The following is a 20173-nucleotide window of genomic DNA, read 5'->3' on the forward strand; positions in this document are numbered from 1 at the left end:
GGTACAACCCGTTTTAGCTGATATGGGCAAAATTCAGAGGTGTTCCCTTTACGATCTTCTGTGAAGCCTTTTTGCCATGAAGCAATGGTGCGAACCGTGGCGGCAAACCGTATCCAGGCCGAATGCTGCGCACGTTTTCTTCCGTGAACATCTCGCCCGCCTCCATGTCCTTGACCACAAACAGCGAACGTCGGAATACCTTGCTTTCCCTCTGCTTGGGCGTCAAGTCGTAGCAGACGGTTCCCAGCGCCTTTTCCACGGTACGGATGTCGCGCACCATTTGCCTGAACTCGTCCGGTTCCATGCTGAAGGCGCTGTCCGGGCCGCCGTCGGCACGGGCAAGGGTGAAGTGCTTTTCAATGATGCGCGCCCCAACGGCCACGGCCCCCACGGCCACGGCACTGCCCAGGGTGTGATCCGAAAGTCCGGCCACACAGTTGAAGGCCTGGGCCAGATGCGGGATGGTGAGCAAATTGGCTTCCTCTGGCGGCGCGGGATAGGCGCTCGTGCATTTGAGCAGGGCCAGTTCCTGGGTGCCGTTTTCTCGCAGTGTGCTCACGGCTTCGTCAATTTCCGCCAGACTGGCCATGCCGGTGGACATGATGACCGGCTTGCCGGTGGAGCCAATCTTTTTGAGCAGCGGAATGTCCACGACTTCAAAGGACGCCACCTTGTGGCAGGGTACATCCATGTTTTCCAGAAAGTCCACGGCCGTAGCGTCAAAGGGGGTGGAAAAGCAGTCCATGCCCAGGTCATTGGCCAAGGCCTTGAGGCGGGGCTGCCATTCCCACGGCGTGCAGGCCTCCTGATAGAGGTCGTGCAGGGTTTTGCCTTCCCACAGCGTCCCCTTGATGCGAAAGTATTCGTTGTCGCAAGGAATGGTCATGGTGTCGGCCGTATAGGTCTGCAATTTGACGGCATCGGCTCCGGCATCGGCGGCAGCGCGGACAATGGCCTCGGCACGTTCAATGCTGCCGTTGTGATTGGCTGAAATTTCGGCGATAATATATAAATTTTCGGCTGTAAGCATAGGAAGCTACCTATTGGGAAGCACAAGTCGGATTGCGGGTGTTTCTCCAACGGCCACCTCTTTGTCTGTGTGAAAAGAAGCTCGTTGGAAGGATTTTAATGATGAAATATTTTCTTTTTTTATATAGGCAACAATTTCCTCTTTGCAATGATTACCAAAATATTTTTTTACCGCCTGCTTGATTAGATACGCACCATATCCCAACCCTCTGGTATCTCTTGTCAGGGAAATGCTGATCTGCGTTTCATTATTTTTCTTTTGAAATCGAATAGAAGCAAACGGCTCTTTATCAACCTCTGCTAAGAAAAAAGCGGTATTTGAATTTATAATGTTATCAAACCAAGTCAAATGTTCTTCGAAGGTAATGGGTTGGGTGTTGAATGAATACTTCCGAACGTCTTGGTCATTGGCAAGCATGAAAAGAAAATCCAAGTCGTCATACACTACGTGGCGCAAACGTATTTTTAACAAAAAAGTAAGAATATTTATTTTTTGTCCAATAGAAAAAGAGGGATAGGTGGCCACGCCAGCTAATGCAGTTTGTGCGGTTTCCCTCGTATAGGATAAAGCTATACGTTTCTTGCGTAGCAACGTAACAATCGCATGTTGATTTTCCGCAACTTCTACCGTCAGGAATGGCACACCCAGACAGCACAATTCCCAGCATGTTGATCCGCCCGCCGTGATGCACAAATCCGTATCCAGCAGGAGGGACGACATATCGTCCACCCGGGGGAGAATCTCCAGTTGCGCCGGGCAGCGGGCAAAGGCGGCCCGAATGCGATCCGCATCCATCCCACCTTGAATGACCCGAATCGTGCGTCCGGCCAATTCCGGCTGACGCATCTCGATAGCAATTTTTTCCAGATGCTCGATAAAATTGCCGCCGCCCAGTGTTACCAGTATGTTCTGCGGCTGTGTTGGCCGCATGCGCTGCTGCGCCTTTTCCCGGGCATCCCAGAATTCCTGACGCAAGAGCACATAATCCAGCCCCAGCAGCTTGCGACCGATGGAGCCGTGATAGGTCAATTGCTCAGCGCCGATGTTCTGATTGAGCAGTACATCGCAATGATATTCGGGCAGGTGCGCGTAGTCGTCAATGACCAGCAGCCGATAGCCCGCAGCCATGACGGCTTTCTGGCAGGCGGCATCAAAGTGATAGCCATCCAGCGCTACCCAGATGGGCGTATCAGTCATGCCGGGCTGAGGAAAGTCCTTTCTCTGAAGCTGATCGAGCAGGTTTGCCGGTTCTTCCGTCTCGGGCGGCATATCCGGCAATTCCAGCAGCGGGATGTCTTCCCGGGCCAGGCGCTCGCGCAGCCAACTGACGCCCAGACGGCAAACCATGCGCACATCCAGTCCTTCTTTGCGGGCGGCCTGCGCCAGGGCAAGGCAGCGCATGACATGGCCCGTGCCCATGCGCGGGGCGGCATCGGCGCGTATAATGAGGGCAGTGCTATTCGACATCTGATGGGGACAGTTTTTCGCCTTGCCTGAGTGCCCTGCGAGCCTGTTTTCCGAGAACAAGCCCATCAAGATGGGCCGGAAGTCCGTCGCCGGGACGGGCATAGTCGAGCATCTCCTGCGTCACAACTTCTCCTGCGGCAATATCCCGCGCGGCCACAACGCTGCGTCGCGCCACAGGCGGCATATTTCGTTCTTCTTGGGTCATGATGCGTCGAGGATTGCCGAGGGCTGTTTCCACATCGCGGATGGTGCGCACAAAATCCGCCGCTTCTTGCGGTTCCAGCGACATGATGTGCTCGGGACTGCGGATGCAGCGATCCAGCGTGATGGTTTTTTCCAGCATGTCGACACCCAACGCCACGGCGGCTATGTCCATGGTTGCGCCGGGCGTGTGGTCGGAAAAAGCCACAGGGTAGGGAAACATCTGCCGCAGGGTCTGCACCGTTCGCAGATTGATGCTCTCAAGACGTGCCGGATAGCCTGAAGGGCAGTGGTTGATGATGATCTTGTGGCAGCCGGCCTGCTCCAGAACATCCACGGCCTGTTCCACTTCACCGATGGTCGCACTGCCGGTATCTATCTGCACCACCCAAGGAAAACGTGCCGCCAGTCTGAGCAGGTGGTGGTAGTTGATGTCGCCCGAACATATCTTGACGCACGCGCAACCGGCTCCGGCAAGGAATTCCATCTCCTCCGCGTTGCTGATGGTGGCGAAGAAAAGGACATTTTTTGCCTTGCAGTAGTCAATAAGTTCCGCCCATTCAGGAAACGTCAGTTCCCGCCGGGACAAGATTTCCTGCAGGGATTCCGTGACGGTTTCTCTTTCGCCCGTATCCCTGTTTTTCAATACTTGATAGATGAACAGGGTTTCTTTGGATGGAACAATTTTTTTTGCATCAACGATCTGGAACTTGACGGCATCAGCCCCGGCTTTTGCAGCCATATCGACCAGAGCCTTGGCAGTGGGAAGCCCGTCGTGGGTGGGGCCTGCCTCAAAGACAATACTGACCGGACGTTTCGAGCTGGAAGACGTGCAATCAAATATCATGGTGAAATCCTACCTTTTCAAGTAGCTGAGCGCAGGCTTCAAGCAGAGCGAAGTCCTCGGCCGTGTCGATATCGATGGAGCGCAAGGCCGGCATTCGATAGCCCTTGATGCGCGCAGGGTAGAAGGAGCGGTATTTCTTGAGCGCCTCAACGCGAATGGCATAGGTGCTGCCGTTGCCAATGAGCCCTTCGGGAACTTCCTGAGATTTTTTGGTAACCAGTAAGGGGAAGGCAGGCATCAGAAATCCATCGGGATTTTGGTACAGCATCTGATGCGGAGGGTGCGTGTAACCACAGACGGCATGCACCGCATCCGTATCAGGGGTGAGATATGTCATGACCTGTCGAATATCCTCAGCATTGCGCAGCGGAGCAGTGGCGTATAGGCAACAGAGACTGTCATAGTATATGCCGGACTGCTCCTTACGGGCCAGATATTCAAGACAAACATCCGCACAACTCGCCGTGTCTGATCCCAGTGCCACAGGGCGCTCATCAACCGCAAAGCCGTTGGAGCGCGCAATATCAGCTATTTCTTTATCCTCGGTCGAAACGACGACAGCATCAAAACAACCGGAATCCCGTGCCGCCTCACATGTCCAGAGCAACAGAGGCTTCCCCCTGAAGGGAAGGATATTTTTCCTGGGGAGGCGTTTTGAGCCCCCCCGCGCAGGGATGATGGCAATGCTTACGGATGACATGGCTTATAGAGACAGGCGGTTCATGATACCCCGCACTGTGTAATTACCTTTTACCGGTTCCTGTTCCCATATGGGATTATCCAGAACCCATTTCCCCTTTTCCTTTGACCACATTTTCCCTCTGAAAGTATTGGCGACTTCCCAGAATTCTCCTTCAGAAATGGCAATCATTTCACAAAATGCCTTGATATAGGATTCGCCACACCCGCCATCCAGTTCCTTAACCAGAAAGATGGCTTCCTCGCGGGAAATTTCACCATCGCGGATGTCATAGCAGGCTTGATCCGTGGTAAATCCAAAGCCGAATTTGATATATTTCAGCAATTGATTGACTTCACGGAAACTGTGATCCAGGGCATAAAAGCGTCTGTAAAGACCTTTAGCATAGGGATCCATGCTTGCAGGATGAATGGAAAGGCCGTGTCGCATGGAAAATTTTGCATTATGCAACTGCCCCCATTCCTCAGCATAGTTGCTCAACCACACGCCCCTGATGCCCTTTCTGATGATGGACGCCATATTCGGCTGATAAAGAAAAAGGGCCGCCAGATCGGCATCGTCGGCATAGGCATCGATAACTTTTTCCTTGACCGTATTGGTAGCCCATATTTGGGTCGCATCGCCTCCCGCAGCCTTCATGTCGGAAATACCGAGCGTTTGGCCGGGATTTTCGCCATTGACAATAAGAGGAATGTCAAATTTGTCGGCAATGATAAAGACAGAGGAGTGCAGACAGTATTCGGAAGCTCTGTTGGGATTGCCTATACTGTAAAAATCTTTTTTGAAGAAATGCTTGAGCAGTTCTTTGTCGGCGCTGAGGCTAATGACATCAAAACCAAGATTTTTGATATTTTCCAGATTTTTTGCGCCGATCTCCGTTGTCTGGCAGGGTTCCGAGCACACCAAAAGCGGACGCAACTTCATTTCGTCCCGCATGTAGAGAGCTTGAAACGTGGAATCTTTGCCGCCGGAAACTCCGACGACGCAATCATAGGGGGCCTTTTGATCTTTTGCCCATCGGCAAATATCCCGAAGTTCCTGTTTGCGTGCCGCCCAATCTATTTTTTTCTTTTCTTCTTCCCAAAGACAGGCCCCGCAGATGCCTTGCTCATTGAAAAAAACATTGGGCCGCGTATCGGGTTGAACGCATTTCGTGCAATAATGCATAAATACTTTCTCTATCTTTAGTAATAGGATTGCTGGATAGGAGTTATATCAATTTTTTTGTAAAAGAAACCAAGTGCAATCGTCTACGGAAAAAACAGGATCACGCCGGTAGATAAAATCATAAGCTCTCAATGATAAATCAGGAAACATATCCATCATTTCACCAGCAAAATCACGCTTGAAAAGTTTATTTTCATGGTTACGATAAGGGATTGCAACAGGAGTTGGATTATAATACTCACTGAGTAAAATGTATTTTTTGGAAAACGAATAAAGTTTTTTGTAAATTTCAGGAAGGCAGTCCGGATCTTGGTGTATGAGGACGCCGCACGAGAAAACTAAGTCAAAAGAATTTTCTGGGCACTTGAAATCAAGGATGGAACAGTTGTGGATGACTGTGTGTGGCCCCATCGTTTCTTGCGCAATTTTCGCAGCCTTCGCGTTGATTTCTATCGCAGTAAGAGAAATGGCGGGACTCAGATTCTGCAGCGCACGCAAATTCCCCCCAATATTGCAGCCCATTTCAAAGGCCGTCATGGGCAAAGAAGAGCAGTGCCTGAGTATCATTGACCACATGGCTGTATAGGGACCAAGGAGTCTTTCTAGGGAATTGCGCCCAATATAGTTATCCCTGAACTCTCCCGTCCAAAAGTTTTCTTGGTCATTCAACTTGCGCATAAATACAGCTCCTCGTGATGCGTTCGATGTCAATTTCCGTCATCCCCGGCCAGAGCGGCAGAGTGAGGATTTCCCGATAGGCCGCTTCGGCCACGGGGCAGAGCCCTTCCCGCGTACCGACGACCTGCCGGTAGTAGGGATGAAGGTGTACGGGCACATAGTGGACATTGGCCCCGATGCCGTTGGCGCGCAAGCGGCGGAAGGTCTCGTCCCGATCGGGAGTGCGCACCACGTAAAGATGATAGGCATGACGGACGTTTTCGCGATGCGTGAGGGGACGGACGGCTTCCTGTCCCGCCAGCGCGGCGTCATAGGACCGGGCCAGTTCATTGCGTTTGGCGATCCAGCCGTCCAGTTTTTTCAGCTGTGAGCTGCCCAGGGCGCACTGAAAGTCGGTGATGCGGTAATTGTAGCCCAGTTCCGTCATTTCATAGAACCAGGCCCCGGACTTCTCGCGCTGGCTGGCCGTAGTCGTGATGCCGTGCCCGCGAAAGGCCCGTATGCGCGCGGCCAGCGTCTCGTCATCGGTCACGGCCATGCCGCCCTCGCCGGTGGTGATGTGTTTGACCGGATGAAAGCTGAACACCGTGATGTCGGCCAGCGTACCCACCTTGCGCCCGTCAAGGCTTGCGCCCAGCGCATGGCAGCCGTCGGCCACCAGCGCCAGATGGTGCTTGTCGGCAAGGGCGCGCAGGGCATCCCAGTCGCAGGGCTGCCCGGCATAGTCCACCCCGATGATGGCCTTGGTGCGCGGCGTGATGGCCGCTTCCGCCGCGGCGGGATCAAGGAGCAGGGTCCCGGCGTCCACATCGGCAAAGACCGGCCTGCCGCCTTGATAGAGGACGCAGTTTGCCGAGGCGGCAAAGGTCATGGGCGGGACGATGACTTCATCGCCGGGGCCGATGTTCAGGGCGAACATGGCCGCATGCAGGGCCGCCGTGCCGTTGCTCACCGCCACGCCGTGGCGCGCGCCGACATAGGCGCAAATGTCCGCCTCGAAGCGCTCCACGGCCGGGCCGGTGGTCAGCCAGTCCGAGCGCAGCACCTCGACCACGGCGGCGATATCGTCATCATCGATGGTCTGGCGACCATAGGGAATAAAGCGGGAGGTACTCATGACTGGACGGCAAAGCCCTGTTCCTTGAGGGTGGCGCGCAATTCGGGAACGCTCAGCCACGCCTCGTTGGTGCCGGAATTGTAGCTGAAGCCCTCGGGCACGGGCCTGCCTTCGGGCCCGCGATAAGGGAAGGTTTCCGGCTTGATGACATAATACCGGCCGATGTCAATGGTATGCCGGGAATCCTCGGCCGTGATCATGGTTTCATGCAGCTTTTCGCCGGGCCGGATGCCCACTTCCACAGTGGCCATGCCCGGCGCAATGGCCTCGGCCAGATCCGTGATCTTCATGCTGGGAATCTTGGGCACCAGAATCTCGCCGCCGCCCGCCAGCTCGAAGGAGCGCAGCACCATATGCACGGACTGTTCCAGGGTGATCCAGAAACGGGTCATGCGCGTATCCGTGATGGGCAGGGGGCCGCCCTCGTCGCGCTTTTTGATAAAGAAAGGAATGACGCTGCCCCGGCTGCCCATGACATTGCCGTAGCGTACGACGGAACACACGGTTGTGTTGCCAAGAAAGGCATTGGCGGCAATGAAGAGCTTGTCCGAACAGAGCTTGGTGGCGCCGTAGAGGTTGACCGGGGCCACGGCCTTGTCCGTGGACAGGGCCACGACCTTTTTCACCCCGCAGTCGGCCGCGGCATTGACGATGTTTTCCGCGCCGCCGATATTGGTGCGGATGCATTCCGTGGGATTGTATTCCGCCGCCGGCACCTGCTTGAGGGCCGCCGCATGGATGACGTAATCCACGCCCCGAAAAGCCCGGTACAAGCGCTCCTTGTCCCGCACGTCGCCGATGAAGTAGCGCATGCAGCCGTATTTTTCCGGGGAGAAAATCTGTTGCATTTCGAATTGCTTGAGTTCATCCCGGGAAAAGACGATAAGCCGTTTGGGCTTCCACTGCCTGAGGATGACCTCGATGCATTTCTTGCCAAAAGAACCGGTGCCGCCGGTAATCAGGATAGTCTTGTCAGTGAACATTGCACATCCGTTAGCTGTGCCCTCCTGCCAGGTCATGGACAGGCTGTTGCAGCGTTTTTTCATAGGCAGGCAATATCGTTGCCGCCGCACCACACATCTTTACGGTTCCTTTGTCGATCCAGTACAGCAGATCACATCCTTCCACTGTACTCAGACGATGGGCCACAACGATAAGAGTCACATGTTGTCGCAAGTTTTCGACTGTTGATTGTATAGCCCGCTCGGTTGCGCCGTCAAGGGCCGACGTAGCTTCGTCAAAGATAAGGAGTTCCGGCCTGTCATACAGGGCGCGGGCGATGCCCACGCGTTGGATCTGGCCGCCGGAAAGGCGCACGCCGCGTTCGCCCAGCGGGGTATGGATGCCTTCGGGCAGCTCGTCCACAAAATCCATAGCCGCCATACGGCAGCACTCCCGTACCCGCTCTTCGTCCACAGGTTCCCCCCAGTGGCTGAAGGCCACATTCTCGGCCAGCGTGGCATCCAGCAGATAAAGGTTTTGAGGCACATAGCCGATATTCAGACGTTCGGCGGAGGTATCCCAGGCCGCGCCGTCAAGGCAGATATGTCCCTGCTGGGGGCGCAGCAGGCCCGTGATGAGGGAGGTCAGCGTGCTTTTGCCTGAGCCGGAGAGGCCTATCAGGCCGACCATGCTCCCCTTGGGGATGGTGAGCGAGATATCCTGCAGGGCGGCATGCTCTGCGTTGGGATAGATGAAGCTGATATCGTGCAGGCTGATCTCACGCCGGAAGTGGCGTACAGCACGGGCGTCCAGGCGCTCCGGCGCGGGAAGTTCCGCCACGAAGTCCAGGAGTTTTTCCAATGAAGGCTGGTAGGAGCGCAAGGTCAGGATGGCGTTCATAGTCTTGTTGGCCGCCGGCAGGAGCCGCCAGGAAACAGCCGCCAGCAGGGTAAGCATACCGGTGGCTGCCGCCACACTGCTGCCCAGATGCACCTGGATCAGCAGAACAAGCAGCAAGAGGAGCATGCCCGCCACCTCCAGCACCCACAGGGGCAGCATGGGCAGGGTATTGCGGGAACTGTTTTTCAGTGAATAGGCGACGATGAATTTTTGATATTCCTGCAGGAAATTCTGCTTTTTCTCATAGATGGTTATCTCGCGCAGCCCCTGCAGCCCCTGCATGGCAATGCGGGAATTATACAGGTCATAATGACGAATATCCTTCGAAAGGTCATAAATCCGGGATCGGGTCCCTTTCTGGATGATTACGGCCAGCAGGGCGACAGACACAAAGAGCAGACAGGAAAGCAAGGGGCTGGCGATGAGTGCCCCGCCCAGCAGAAACACTGCGATGACCATCTGGGTGAACAGGATCAGCAGGGTCGCGGCATAGGTGGCAACATAGCCTTTCCAGCCCAGCATCGTCAGCAGCTCCGCCGAGTTCTGCCCGGCATGCCAGATGTGCGGAGCGGCCAGAAAGCGGCGGAAGAGATCGCTGCCCATGGTCCAGGCGATACGCTGGGAAAAATAGTTCTGCAGCCAGGTGATATAGCCCAGCAGGGCATTTTTCAGCAGGGTGGCCGCGCACACGCCGCCCAGAACCAGCAGCAGGAACTGCAGGGCCACGGGGATATCCGGCGCGAAGGGCAGGGCCGTGCGGATCTCTTCCAGCAGGGGGAGGCGGGCCAGGCTTTCCGGGGCGGACATGGCCACACCCAGCAGGGAGATGCCGCCCGCCACACCGATTTCAAACAGACCCATGATGATGTTGAGCAGGCACAGCCACCAGAACAGGCGGCGTTCCCGTGGTGTGGCCAGGGCATAGAGCTGGCGTGCGATGGAGAGTGGTGTATATTCCTTGTGCAGAGACTGTGTCATCAGGCGGTCCCCGTTGGTTACGGGCTGGTTTCACTGCTCATCCGGATCAGATATGGGTGCTGCAGCGCGGATATGGAGAGTTTGTCGCGGCTTGCCGGCTGGTATGACAAAGGAGCATATGTCGCGCCGAGTACTGCATCCGCTGTCCGTATGGAGGGAGACACCCCTGGCATCCCGTGCAGATTTCTGGGGATATGGCGCTGTATTCCCGGCCACGGCAGATGATGCTGCCGTGGATGGCGGCAGAGCGCATCGGCGTGGAGTACAATGCCGGCAGCAGGAAAGCCTTGAGGACGCCGTGCATCAAGTTATCAAATAGCGTATGTCCTGCATAGCAAAAAAGGGGACACGGTCTGAAACCGTAACCCCTTAAATTCCTTGTGGTGGAGAAGAGGAGACTTGAACTCCCGACCCCCGCCTTGCGAAGGCGATGCTCTCCCAGCTGAGCTACTTCCCCACATGACGCCACGATGCGGCGTAGCGTGGTATGTATGCCATTCAGGGGGCAGGGTCAAGTCTTTTTTGCGGGCGGGGGCGGACGCAGGCTGGCGCGTCCGGGCCCGGCCCCGTGTGCCTGCCGGGCCTGGCGGGGACTGCCCGCGCGGTCCCGGCGTGGGCCTCGTGCCCTTTCTTCACCCGCAAATCCGTCAGATCCGCCAGATCCTTCGCGACGTCTGCGGAGGCTTTCCGGCAGGTCCCCTGCGCGCCGGATGCCTGCCGCTCGTCTCACGGTTGGCGCGCACGGATAGCGCATCCCTGTGATTGGACGCGCCTTCTGCCCGCCGGTTGCCGCAACGCCGGGAGCGCTTTCCCCCGCATAACGAAAAAAATCGGCCGGGCCGCCCCTGCGGGGCTTGGCTCCCGCGAAAAAAAACGCTATAGAAGCCCGCTGGTGTCACCATGAAGGAATATCGAGACCATTATTTTCTCAAGGCCAAGCGCGAGAATTATCCGGCCCGTTCCGTGTACAAGCTCAAGGAACTGGACGCCAAGTTCAAGCTCTTCCGCCAGGGGATGCGCGTCCTGGATCTGGGCGCGGCTCCGGGCTCGTGGTCGCTGGGCGCCGCCGAAAAGGTGGGCCCGCGCGGGCTCGTGCTGGGCTGCGACATCCAGACCACCGAGACCGCCTTCCCGCCGCAGGTCACCTTCATGCAGGAGGACGTCTTCGACCGTTCCGCCGCATTCGAAGAGCGCCTGCGCGAGATGGGGCCGTTCGACGTGGTCATGAGCGACATGGCGCCCCGCACCACCGGGACCAAGTTCACGGATCAGGCCCGTTCGCTCGAGCTGGCCTGCGAGGCCCTGGAAGTGGCGCGTCTGCACCTCAAGCCCGGTGGCAGCTTCATCGTCAAGATTTTCATGGGCCCGGACATCCAGGAGATGCTCCAGCCCATGCGCCGCGCCTTCAAGGCCGTCAAATCCTTCAAGCCCAAGAGTTCCCGCGCCGAAAGCAAGGAAACCTTCTTCGTGGGCATGGGCTTCAGGGCCGAGGCGCGTCCTGCCGCGCAGGATGCGGCCGCGGCCGCCGCTGGCACCGGGCAGGAGCCGGACGCGCGCTAGGCGTCCGCCCCTTTGGGCCTGACCGGAGCGGGAGCCGGCTGCCGCAGCGCTCTGCGGGCGTGCCGCCGGTGCATCCGTCCGCTCCAGGGGCAGGCGGCAGCGCGATGTCCGTACGGGCGTGCGCGCCGGCCACAGGCCCGATGTGCCGCTCCTGCCGCCGGGGCATCCCGGATGCCTGTCAGGGATGGGACAGTCCGCGCGACTGTCCGCCGTTTTTCACCTTTTACGTTCTCCGAGTTTGGGAGGTTTTATGTCTGGGCACAGCAAATGGGCCAATATCCAGCACCGCAAGGGCCGTCAGGACGCCAAGCGCGGCAAGGTCTTCACCAAGGCCGCCAAGGAAATCATCATCGCTGCCAAGAACGGCGGCGATCCTGCGGGCAACCCTCGTCTGCGTGCGGCCATTGCCGCTGCCAAGGCCGTGAACCTGCCCAAGGACAAGATCGAAGCCGCCATCCGCAAGGGCACCGGTGAAGACGCGGGCGGCGACCTGACCGAATGCTTCTACGAAGGCTACGGCCCCGCCGGTATCGCCATCATGGTGGAAGTGGCCACGGACAACAAGAACCGCACCGTGGCCGAAGTGCGCCACCTGTTCACCAAGCACGGCGGCAGCCTGGGCACCGACGGCAGCGTGAGCTGGATGTTCGACCGCAAGGGCGTCATCACCGTGGACAAGGCCGCCTACACCGAAGACCAGATGATGGAAGTGGCCATGGAAGCCGGCGCCGATGACGTCATCGACGATGACGATGTCTGGACCCTGCAGACCGCCATGGCCGATTTCGCGGCCGTGCGCGACGCCCTGGAAGCCGCCGGCGTGACCATGCAGTCCGCCGAACTGGCCATGGTGCCCCAGAACCTGGTGGCGGTGGACGCCGAAGCCGCCCAGAAGGTCATCCGCTTCATGGAAGCCCTGGACGACAACGACGACGTGCAGAACGTCTACGCCAACGCCGACTTCCCCGAAGACATGGATATGGACTAAATCGCGGCCCTCCGCCCCTCCGGGCGGCGGATGCGCGTTGTTTCGCCCGGCATTCCCCGAGTGCCGGGCTTTTTTTGTGGTGGGCGCATGGCAGAACATCCTCTTGTGGTCCTGGGCATCGACCCCGGCTCCCAGCGTACGGGCTGGGGCGTCATCGCGGAACAGTCCGGCGTGCTGCGCCTGGTGGACTGCGGCATCATCCGCACCAGCTCCGGCGGCGAAAAGGAATTTTCGCAGCGGCTGGCCGTCATCTACCGGCAGCTGGTGGAGGTGGTGGGCCGCTACCGCCCGCAGGAGGCCGCCATCGAACAGGTCTTCACCGCCCGCAATGCGGCCAGCGCGCTCAAGCTGGGGCAGGCGCGCGGCGTGGCCGTGGCCGCCTGCGCGGCCCACCAGGTGCCGGTGAGCGATTACGAGCCCACCCTGGTCAAGAAGTCCGTGGTGGGGACCGGACGCGCGGAAAAGGAACAGGTGGCCTTCATGGTGCGCCGCCTGCTCAACGTGCGCGGCGAAGGCTGGGCCCTGGACACCTCGGATGCTCTGGCCGTGGCCATTTGCCATCTGACCATGCGCCGCCTGAAGCTGCTGGCCCGGCGTTGAGGCTCGGGGGATCCTGTTTCTGGGGGGGAGGGCCCCCCGCGCATCAGGGCCGACTCGCGGTGCAGCGGCTCGGGGGATCCTGTTTTTTGGGGGGGAAGGGGCCCCTTCCTCCGGCGCGAAAAGGGGGCCCTTCCCCCAAGCTCCCATCTTCCCCCAAACGCGCTTTGGTACGCACAAAAAAAGACGCCCTGCGGCGTCTTTTTTTGTGCGCGGTGTGCCGGGGGATTCGGCTTGCCGGGGGAGGCATGACGGCCACGGCTCCCGGCAGGCCGGACTCCAGAGCAGTCGGGCTGCGGGCGGGACTGTCATGGAACAGGTCCGGCGTCCGGTATCTCCGGCCATGATCCGGCGATGGGGACCTCCCATGCCGATCAGAAAAAAGTTTTGGAAGGGCGGGAGACGGGGGAGAACCTTTTCCCGGCTGACCAATGAAGAGAGAGCAAGGGCGGCGGCTCCCATGGCCCACCACCCAAGAAAGGAGTCCGGTCATCTTTCGCCTCTCGGGCAGCTGCGGGAAAAGGGCATCCCGCCTGCGTCGCAATCCATTCGGCGATCTGCCCCGAAAAGGTCCCCTCCCCGCATCTTCCCTTTATTCCACGACAGTGGCGTGCTTGATGATGACGGGCTGCACGGGCACGTCCTCGAAATAGCCGCGGCTGCCGGTCTTGACGGCCGCGATCTGGTCCACCACGTCCTGGCCGCGGATGACCTTGCCGAACACGGCGTAGCCCCAGCCCTGCTGGTCCTTGCCGCGATGGTCGAGGAAGCTGTTGTCCTTGACGTTGATGAAGAACTGGGCCGTGGCCGAGTGCGGGTCCGAGGTGCGGGCCATGGCGATGGTGTACTTGCGGTTGCGCAGGCCGTTGTCGGCTTCGTTCTTGATGGGGGCGCGGGTGGTCTTTTCGCGCAGGCTGGCGGTCATGCCGCCGCCCTGGATCATGAAATTCTTGATGACGCGGTGGAAGACCGTGCCGTCATAGTGACCGGCCTTGACGTATTCCAGAAAGTTGGCCGTGGTCATGGGCGCCTTGCGGGCGTCCAGACGCAGCAGGATGTCGCCCATGCTGGTCTCCAGTTTGACGACGGGGTCCGGGCCCTGGGCGCGGAGGTCCTGGGGAGCGGCCAGCAGGGCGCAGGCCAGCAGCAGGACGGGCAGCAGACGGGCGAAGAGGGCAGATTTCTTCATGGAAGTTTTCTCCTTGATGCATGGATCACGCCGGACTGGCGTGACAGGCGCACGGTAGCACGGCCGGGGGGGAGCGGCAAGCACGGGTGCCGCCTGCTCCGTGCGGGACAGGGCGGTCCCTGCGGGCGTTTTTTCCTGCGGTTTCGCCGGGATGGGCCATGACCGGCGGTCGGGCGGCCGCCGTGCCCGGGGGCTGGCGGCTGTCCCGCGGCCCGGCCCGTCCGGCCGTCATGCCGTACCGGCAGTGCCGCCGCAAGGCTGCCATGCGGTCCGTGCCCGCCCGCCGCCAGGGCCGCCATGCCGGGGCGGGGCTTGCTTTTGCCCGCCATATCCCTATATGCTAACAGGAATGAACAGATGCTCGCGCATGCCGCGCGAACAAATCCCGGAGGAAAAACATGACTGCTCGTACCATTGCGCAAAGCGCTGTGAGCGCCGTTTCCATCTATATGCGCCAGGTCTACCTGTGGATGACCGCCGGTCTGGCCATCACCGCCGTGACGGCCTTTGCCGTGGCCTCCAGCCCGGACCTGCAAATGACCATCCTGGGCAATATGGTGATCATGATCGCCCTCATCGTGGCCCAGTTCGGCCTGGTCATCGCCCTGAGCGCCGCGGTGCACAAAATGTCGGCCACCACGGCCACGGCGGTGTTCATCGTCTATTCGGCCCTGACCGGCCTGACCCTGTCCAGCATCTTCGTGGTCTATCCCATCGGCTCCATCGCCAATGCCTTTTTGACGGCCACGGGCACATTCCTGGCCATGTCCGTGTTCGGTACCGTGACCAAGCGTGACCTGACCGGCATGGGCAGCTTCCTGATGATGGGCCTGATCGGCATCATCATCGCCTCCATCGTCAACATCTTCCTGGCCAACAGCATGATGGACTTCGTCATCAGCTGCATCGGCGTGCTGATCTTCACCGGCCTCACCGCCTATGACACCCAGAAGCTGCGCGCCTTCGGCATGAACGCCCCGGTGGACGACGCCACGGCCATGCGTCGCGGCGCCCTGCTGGGCGCTCTGGAACTCTATCTGGACTTCATCAACCTCTTCCTGATGCTGCTGCGCCTGTTCGGCGGCAACCGCGACTAGCGGAGAGGATACGGTCACAGGCGGAGAAGGCGCCCGTTGCGCTGCTGTCGATGCCTGCAAGGCGCCTGCGTCGCCAGCGGGCACGGCCTGCGGCCGCCTCCGGTCGCTGCCGGCGGCAAAAAGGGGGCCTCTCCGCACCCCTCTTTCCCCAAAACGTGCACATGTGGGGGAAGGCGGGGAGCCCGCCCCTGCTTGTGCAGGGGAAGCCCATCAGGGACAGGGGCGGGTCTGGATGGTCGCATGCAGGGATGACGGCCAGCCCGATGATATGACAGCGGGGCGGAGGGGCGACCTTCCGCCCCTTTTGCGTCCGCCTGCCCCGTGCGCGGCCTTTCCGTATGGCCCCTGATCTCCCGGCGTCCCCGTCCCCGCCTGTCCGTGCGCAGGCCTCCCCGCGGCCGGCTTTGACAAGCGGGCCCGGGGCCCGTATGCAGGACTGACGGGACAGCCTGACAACCATCATGCCGCCGCGCTGCCGGCGGGCAGGGATCCATGAGCAAGAAAAACGACTACTTCGATCTTCCGGCCGGACTGGACGACGCCGCTCTGCTGGAGATCTTCCATGAACAGGAGCGCCCCCTGCGCCTGGACGCCCTGCTGCGGGTCACGGGCCTGCCGCGCGCGGCCCGCAAGATGCTGGAAGACCAGCTCCACGCCCTGGCCGACGAGGGGCGCCTGGTGCACCTGCAGGGCGGGCTCTGGGCCCGTGCCGACGGTCTGCGTCAGGTGCGCGGCCGTTATGTGGCCCTGCGCAGCGGCGCGGGCGGCTTCGTGACGCCCCTGGGCGACAACGGGCAGGTGAGCGGCCCGGACATCTTCATCCATCCCCTGCAGGCGGGCGATGCCTGGCATCAGGACATGGTGCGCGTGGTCCTGTCGCCGCGCGCGCATGCCCGCGGCAGGAGCCGGGAAGGCCGCATCGTGGAGGTGCTGGAGCGCGGCTGCCGCGAGCTGCCCGTGCATGTGATCCATGTGACCGGGCATCGCGCCCTGTGCCGTCCGGCGGACAGCCGCATGCCCTTCGACGTCAGCGTGGAGCTGCCTGCCGACCTGCCCCGTCCGTCAGGCGGGACCCTGCTCCTGGTGGCCCCGGAAAAGCGTCTGGCCACGGATCTCTGGCAGGCGCGCCTGCTGCAGGCCGTGGGCCGGGAAGACGACATCGCCGTGCAGGAGGATCTGGTCAAGCTCAACCATGAGGTGCCGCGCGAGTTCCCGCCCCGGGCGCAGGCCGAGGCCGACGCCCTGCCGCCGGCGCCGCGGCCTGCGGACATGGCCGGGCGCGAGGACCTGCGCCACCTGCCCCTGGTGACCATCGACGGGGCCGACGCCCGCGACTTCGACGACGCCGTGCAGGTGGAGGCCCGTCCCGGCGGGGGCTGGCTGCTGCGCGTGGCCATCGCCGACGTGAGCCATTATGTGCGGCCGCGCACGGCCCTGGATACGGAGGCCCTGGCGCGCGGCAATTCCTGGTATTTCCCCACCTCGGTGGAGCCCATGCTGCCGCCCGCCCTCTGCGACGGCCTGTGCAGCCTGCGTCCGCACGAGGACAGGCTGGCCATGCTGGCCGAGATCCCCTTTTCCGCCAGCGGGCAGCCGGGCAAACCGCGCTTCGCGGCGGCGCTCATGCGTTCGGCGGCCCGTCTGACCTACGATCAGGTCAAGGCCTGCCTGCTGGACAGGGACGGGCAGGCACGCGCCGCCCTGGCCGCGCAGGAACGCGGGGCCGAGGTGCTGGAGATGCTGGAAACGGCCTTCGCCCTCTACCGCTGCCTGCGCGAGGCCCGGCAGCGCCGGGGCAGTCTGGATTTCGACCTGCCGGAACCGGAATACGCCTTTGACGGCAAGGGCCGCCTGCTGCGCGTGTCCCGCCGGGTGCGACATGACGCGCACCGCCTCATCGAGGAATTCATGATCGCGGCCAATGAGGCCGTGGCCCGCCATCTGGGCGGCCTGAAGCCCGACGGCGGCCCGGACGGGGCCCCGAAGGAGCCCTTCCTCTACCGCGTGCATCCCCAGCCCGATCCCGAGCGGCTGGAGAGCCTGTTCGATTCCCTGGAAGCCATCGACCCCGGACTGGTGCCGGCGCGGCCTGCGGCCCCGGCCCTGCAGGGCATCCTGCGGGACGTGCAGGGCTCGGAGCGCGAGTTCCTGGTGGGGCGGCTCTGCCTGCGGGCCATGCCGCAGGCCCGTTACCAGCCGGAGAACGAAGGCCATTTCGGTCTGGCGTCCCGTGCCTACTGCCATTTCACCTCGCCCATCCGCCGCTATGCCGACCTGCTGGTGCACCGGGCGCTCAAGGCCAGTCTGGGCCTGTACGGCGGCGCCCTGCCCGCCGGGCAGAAGCTGCTGCGCGTGGCCGACCAGCTCAACCGGCGCGAGCGGGACGCCCTGGACTGCGAGCGCGAGATGGCCCGGCGTCTGGCCTGCATGGCCCTTGAGGGCCGCGTGGGCGAGCGCTTCCGGGGCGTGGTGGCCGGTGTCAATGATTTCGGCCTGTTCGTGGAACTGGACGAGATGCCCGTGGAAGGCATGATCCGCGTGGAGGATCTGGGCGACGACTGGTACGATTTCGACGCCCGCCGCCAGTGCCTGCTGGGACAGCGTTCGGGCCTGTGCTGGAGCATGGGCCAGTCCCTTGAGGTGGTGCTGGCCGAAGTGCACAGCGGCCGTCTGGAGATCCGCCTGCTGCCCACGCAACTGGGCGTGGCGTCCCGTCGCGGCGGACGTGTGTCGCGCGGCCGTCAGGGGCGGACGGGCAGGGGCCCGGCCCGGCATGACAGATCGCCGCATCAGCGCCGGGGCCGGGATCGCGACGGGCAGCGTCCCGTGCGCGGCAAAGCACAGGCCCGCCGGGACGGGGCCCGCGGGACACGCCGTCCCGCCGGACGCGGGAGGCGCGCATGAGCTTCTTTTCCCAGAAACAGCGCATGGGCGCGGCGGCCCTGATCCTGGCCGCCAGCACCATCCTTTCCCGGCTCATGGGACTGGTGCGCGACAAGGTCATCTCCTGGCAGTTCGGCGCGGGCAGCGAGGCTGACATGTACTTCGCGGCCTTCGTGGTGCCGGACATCATCAACCACCTGCTGGCCGGCGGCATCATGGCCATCACCATCATCCCCCTGCTGTCCCGGCGCTTCCAGGAGGACGAGGACGACGGCTGGCGCTTTTTCTCCTGCATCTTCTGCTGGATGGTGCTGGCCTCGCTGCTGGTGACCGGGGCGGGCATGCTGGGGGCCGAGGAGCTGGCCCGCATCACGGCCCCGGGCTTCGATGCCGCCCAGACGGCACGGCTGGCCTTCTTCATGCGCATCATCCTGCCCGCGCAGGTCTTCTTCCTGTGCGGGGCCTGCGTCACGGCCCTGCTCTACATGCGGCGGCAGTTCCGCGTGCCTGCCCTGGCGCCCCTGATCTACAACGGCTGCATCATCGCCGGCGGCCTGCTCCTGCCCTGGCTGACGCAGGGCATGGATCTGCCCGCCCAATGGGAACTGGGCGGCATGACCGGCTACTGCGTGGGCGTGACCGTGGGCGCGGCCCTGGGGGCTTTTGTGCTGCCCTTCCGGGTAGCCGCCGCCGGGGGCCTGCGCCTGGGACTGGTCTTTTGGCATCCGCTGCTCAAGCGCTTTTTGCTCATGGCCCTGCCCCTGATGCTGGGCCAGACCGTCATCTTTCTGGACGAACAGTTCATGCGCGTGTTCGGCTCGCTGGCGGGCGACGGCGCCGTGAGCCTGCTCAACTATGCCCGGCGCATCATGCAGGTGCCGGTGGGCCTCATGGGACAGGCGGCCGCCGTGGCCTCCTATCCCTTCCTGGTCTCCCTGCTGACCAATGGCGAGAAGGAACGCTTCGACCAGACCCTGAGCGCGGCCCTGCGGGCCAGCGTGGGCCTCATCATCCCCTGCGCCCTCTGGATGGGCGTGGCCGCCCGGCCCATCATGGCCGTCATCTTCCAGGGCGGGCGCTTCGGCCTGGCAGAGACCGTGGCCAGCACGCCCCTGCTGCAGATCATGCTGGCCGCCACGCCGCTGTGGATCCTCTACATGGTGCTGGTGCGCGCCTTCTATGCCGACGGCGACACCCTGACCCCGGCCACCACGGGCACGGCCATGACCCTGCTGGCCCTGCCGGTCTATTACTGGTGGGCCGTGCCCCTGGGCGCGTGGGCCATCGCCCTGACCTCGGCGGTGAGCGTCAGCGCCTATGTGCTCTGGCTGGTGGCCATCTGGGCGCGGCGGCAGGGCACGGGCGCGTTCGCGGGCCTGCTCTCCCTGTCCGGCCGGGCCCTGCTCTGTTCCCTGCCCGGCGGAGCGGCCGCCTGGGCGGCCCAGTACGGGCTGGAACAGCTGCGCCTGGCGGGCACGCTGGCCCTGCCGTCCGTGGCCCAGGCCTGCCTGACCTGCGCCGTCAGCGGTCTGGCCTTTGCCGCGCTCTTCCTGCCCCTGAGCTACAGACTGGCCCCCGGTATCCTGGAGCCTGTCTGGCGGCGGCTGCGGCGCGGCCGCGCACAGGGGCAGGCCTAGGCGCAGGACGCATGACGTTTTGTTTTGAGGGAAGGAAGCCCTTTGCGTTGCTGTCGATGCCCGTAGCTTCCTCCGTCGCAACGGGCACGGCCCTGCCGGGCCGCCGTTCGGTCGCGCGTTGCTGTCGATGCCCGCAGCTTCCTGCGTCGCAACGGGCACGGCCCTGCGGGCCGCCGTTCGGTCGCGCGTTGCTGT

General features: G+C 61.7%; 16 protein-coding genes and 1 tRNA gene. 6 read left to right on the forward strand and 11 right to left on the reverse strand.

The genetic code is table 11. The features are described 5' to 3' along the window. Window positions 1-13: 13 nt before the first annotated feature. The 10 genes from pseI to Q1X76_RS03540 all read right to left on the reverse strand — a co-directional run bounded on the left by pseI (window position 14) and on the right by Q1X76_RS03540 (window position 10484). Complete coding sequence (gene pseI, locus Q1X76_RS03495; RefSeq protein ID WP_300718139.1) at window positions 14-1030, reverse strand: pseudaminic acid synthase; 1017 nt, start codon at window positions 1028-1030, stop codon at window positions 14-16. A gap of 6 nt (window positions 1031-1036) precedes the next feature. Then, window positions 1037-2497 carry a UDP-2,4-diacetamido-2,4,6-trideoxy-beta-L-altropyranose hydrolase gene (gene pseG, locus Q1X76_RS03500; protein WP_300718140.1) on the reverse strand — a complete coding sequence of 487 codons (1461 nt, stop codon included), beginning with the start codon at window positions 2495-2497 and terminating at the stop codon, window positions 1037-1039. Then, window positions 2487-3545 (reverse strand): N-acetylneuraminate synthase family protein, encoded by a 1059-nt coding sequence (locus Q1X76_RS03505; protein ID WP_300718141.1) that lies wholly within the window; start codon window positions 3543-3545, stop codon window positions 2487-2489. The genes pseG and Q1X76_RS03505 overlap by 11 nt, the downstream gene beginning before the upstream one ends. Beyond that, window positions 3535-4245: an acylneuraminate cytidylyltransferase family protein gene (locus Q1X76_RS03510; RefSeq protein WP_300718142.1), complete on the reverse strand. Its 711-nt coding sequence runs from the start codon at window positions 4243-4245 to the stop codon at window positions 3535-3537. Before Q1X76_RS03510 ends, Q1X76_RS03505 begins: the two co-directional genes overlap by 11 nt. A gap of 3 nt (window positions 4246-4248) precedes the next feature. Continuing rightward, window positions 4249-5412 carry an N-acetyl sugar amidotransferase gene (locus Q1X76_RS03515; protein ID WP_300718143.1) on the reverse strand — a complete coding sequence of 388 codons (1164 nt, stop codon included), beginning with the start codon at window positions 5410-5412 and terminating at the stop codon, window positions 4249-4251. 48 nt (window positions 5413-5460) lie between these two features. Next, a complete protein-coding gene (locus tag Q1X76_RS03520) occupies window positions 5461-6090 on the reverse strand; it encodes a pseudaminic acid biosynthesis-associated methylase (protein WP_300718144.1) in 630 nt (209 codons plus the stop codon). Continuing rightward, on the reverse strand, window positions 6074-7207 hold the full coding sequence (gene pseC / locus Q1X76_RS03525) for a UDP-4-amino-4,6-dideoxy-N-acetyl-beta-L-altrosamine transaminase (protein WP_300718145.1): 1134 nt from the start codon (window positions 7205-7207) through the stop codon (window positions 6074-6076). The genes Q1X76_RS03520 and pseC overlap by 17 nt, the downstream gene beginning before the upstream one ends. After that, on the reverse strand, window positions 7204-8190 hold the full coding sequence (gene pseB / locus Q1X76_RS03530) for a UDP-N-acetylglucosamine 4,6-dehydratase (inverting) (RefSeq protein WP_300718146.1): 987 nt from the start codon (window positions 8188-8190) through the stop codon (window positions 7204-7206). Before pseB ends, pseC begins: the two co-directional genes overlap by 4 nt. A gap of 10 nt (window positions 8191-8200) precedes the next feature. After that, window positions 8201-10027, reverse strand: a complete 1827-nt coding sequence (locus tag Q1X76_RS03535) for an ABC transporter ATP-binding protein (RefSeq protein WP_300718147.1) — start codon at window positions 10025-10027, stop codon at window positions 8201-8203. Between the two features lie 381 nt (window positions 10028-10408). Then, window positions 10409-10484 (reverse strand) — tRNA-Ala (locus Q1X76_RS03540). Between the two features lie 443 nt (window positions 10485-10927). Here Q1X76_RS03540 and Q1X76_RS03545 point away from each other — a divergent pair. From Q1X76_RS03545 to ruvC, 3 genes are all read left to right on the forward strand, one after another. Next, window positions 10928-11587 (forward strand): RlmE family RNA methyltransferase, encoded by a 660-nt coding sequence (locus Q1X76_RS03545; RefSeq protein ID WP_300718148.1) that lies wholly within the window; start codon window positions 10928-10930, stop codon window positions 11585-11587. Window positions 11588-11837: 250 nt separating this feature from the next. Then, a complete protein-coding gene (locus Q1X76_RS03550; RefSeq protein WP_300718149.1) occupies window positions 11838-12575 on the forward strand; it encodes a YebC/PmpR family DNA-binding transcriptional regulator in 738 nt (245 codons plus the stop codon). A gap of 87 nt (window positions 12576-12662) precedes the next feature. Beyond that, window positions 12663-13175 (forward strand): crossover junction endodeoxyribonuclease RuvC, encoded by a 513-nt coding sequence (gene ruvC, locus Q1X76_RS03555; RefSeq protein WP_300718150.1) that lies wholly within the window; start codon window positions 12663-12665, stop codon window positions 13173-13175. A 589-nt stretch (window positions 13176-13764) separates the two neighbouring features. On the opposite strand, the gene Q1X76_RS03560 is transcribed toward ruvC, so the two are convergent. Next, on the reverse strand, window positions 13765-14361 hold the full coding sequence (locus tag Q1X76_RS03560; protein ID WP_300718151.1) for a peptidylprolyl isomerase: 597 nt from the start codon (window positions 14359-14361) through the stop codon (window positions 13765-13767). A 398-nt stretch (window positions 14362-14759) separates the two neighbouring features. Between Q1X76_RS03560 and Q1X76_RS03565 the strand changes: the two genes are divergently transcribed. The 3 genes from Q1X76_RS03565 to murJ all read left to right on the forward strand — a co-directional run bounded on the left by Q1X76_RS03565 (window position 14760) and on the right by murJ (window position 19978). Beyond that, complete coding sequence (locus tag Q1X76_RS03565; protein ID WP_300718152.1) at window positions 14760-15458, forward strand: Bax inhibitor-1/YccA family protein; 699 nt, start codon at window positions 14760-14762, stop codon at window positions 15456-15458. A gap of 492 nt (window positions 15459-15950) precedes the next feature. Continuing rightward, a complete protein-coding gene (locus Q1X76_RS03570) occupies window positions 15951-18362 on the forward strand; it encodes a VacB/RNase II family 3'-5' exoribonuclease (RefSeq protein ID WP_300718153.1) in 2412 nt (803 codons plus the stop codon). After that, a complete protein-coding gene (murJ, locus tag Q1X76_RS03575; protein ID WP_300718154.1) occupies window positions 18359-19978 on the forward strand; it encodes a murein biosynthesis integral membrane protein MurJ in 1620 nt (539 codons plus the stop codon). The genes Q1X76_RS03570 and murJ overlap by 4 nt, the downstream gene beginning before the upstream one ends. Window positions 19979-20173: the final 195 nt, after the last annotated feature.

Origin of the sequence: uncultured Desulfovibrio sp., from assembly GCF_949282365.1 — a bacterium.
GTDB lineage: Bacteria > Desulfobacterota > Desulfovibrionia > Desulfovibrionales > Desulfovibrionaceae > Desulfovibrio.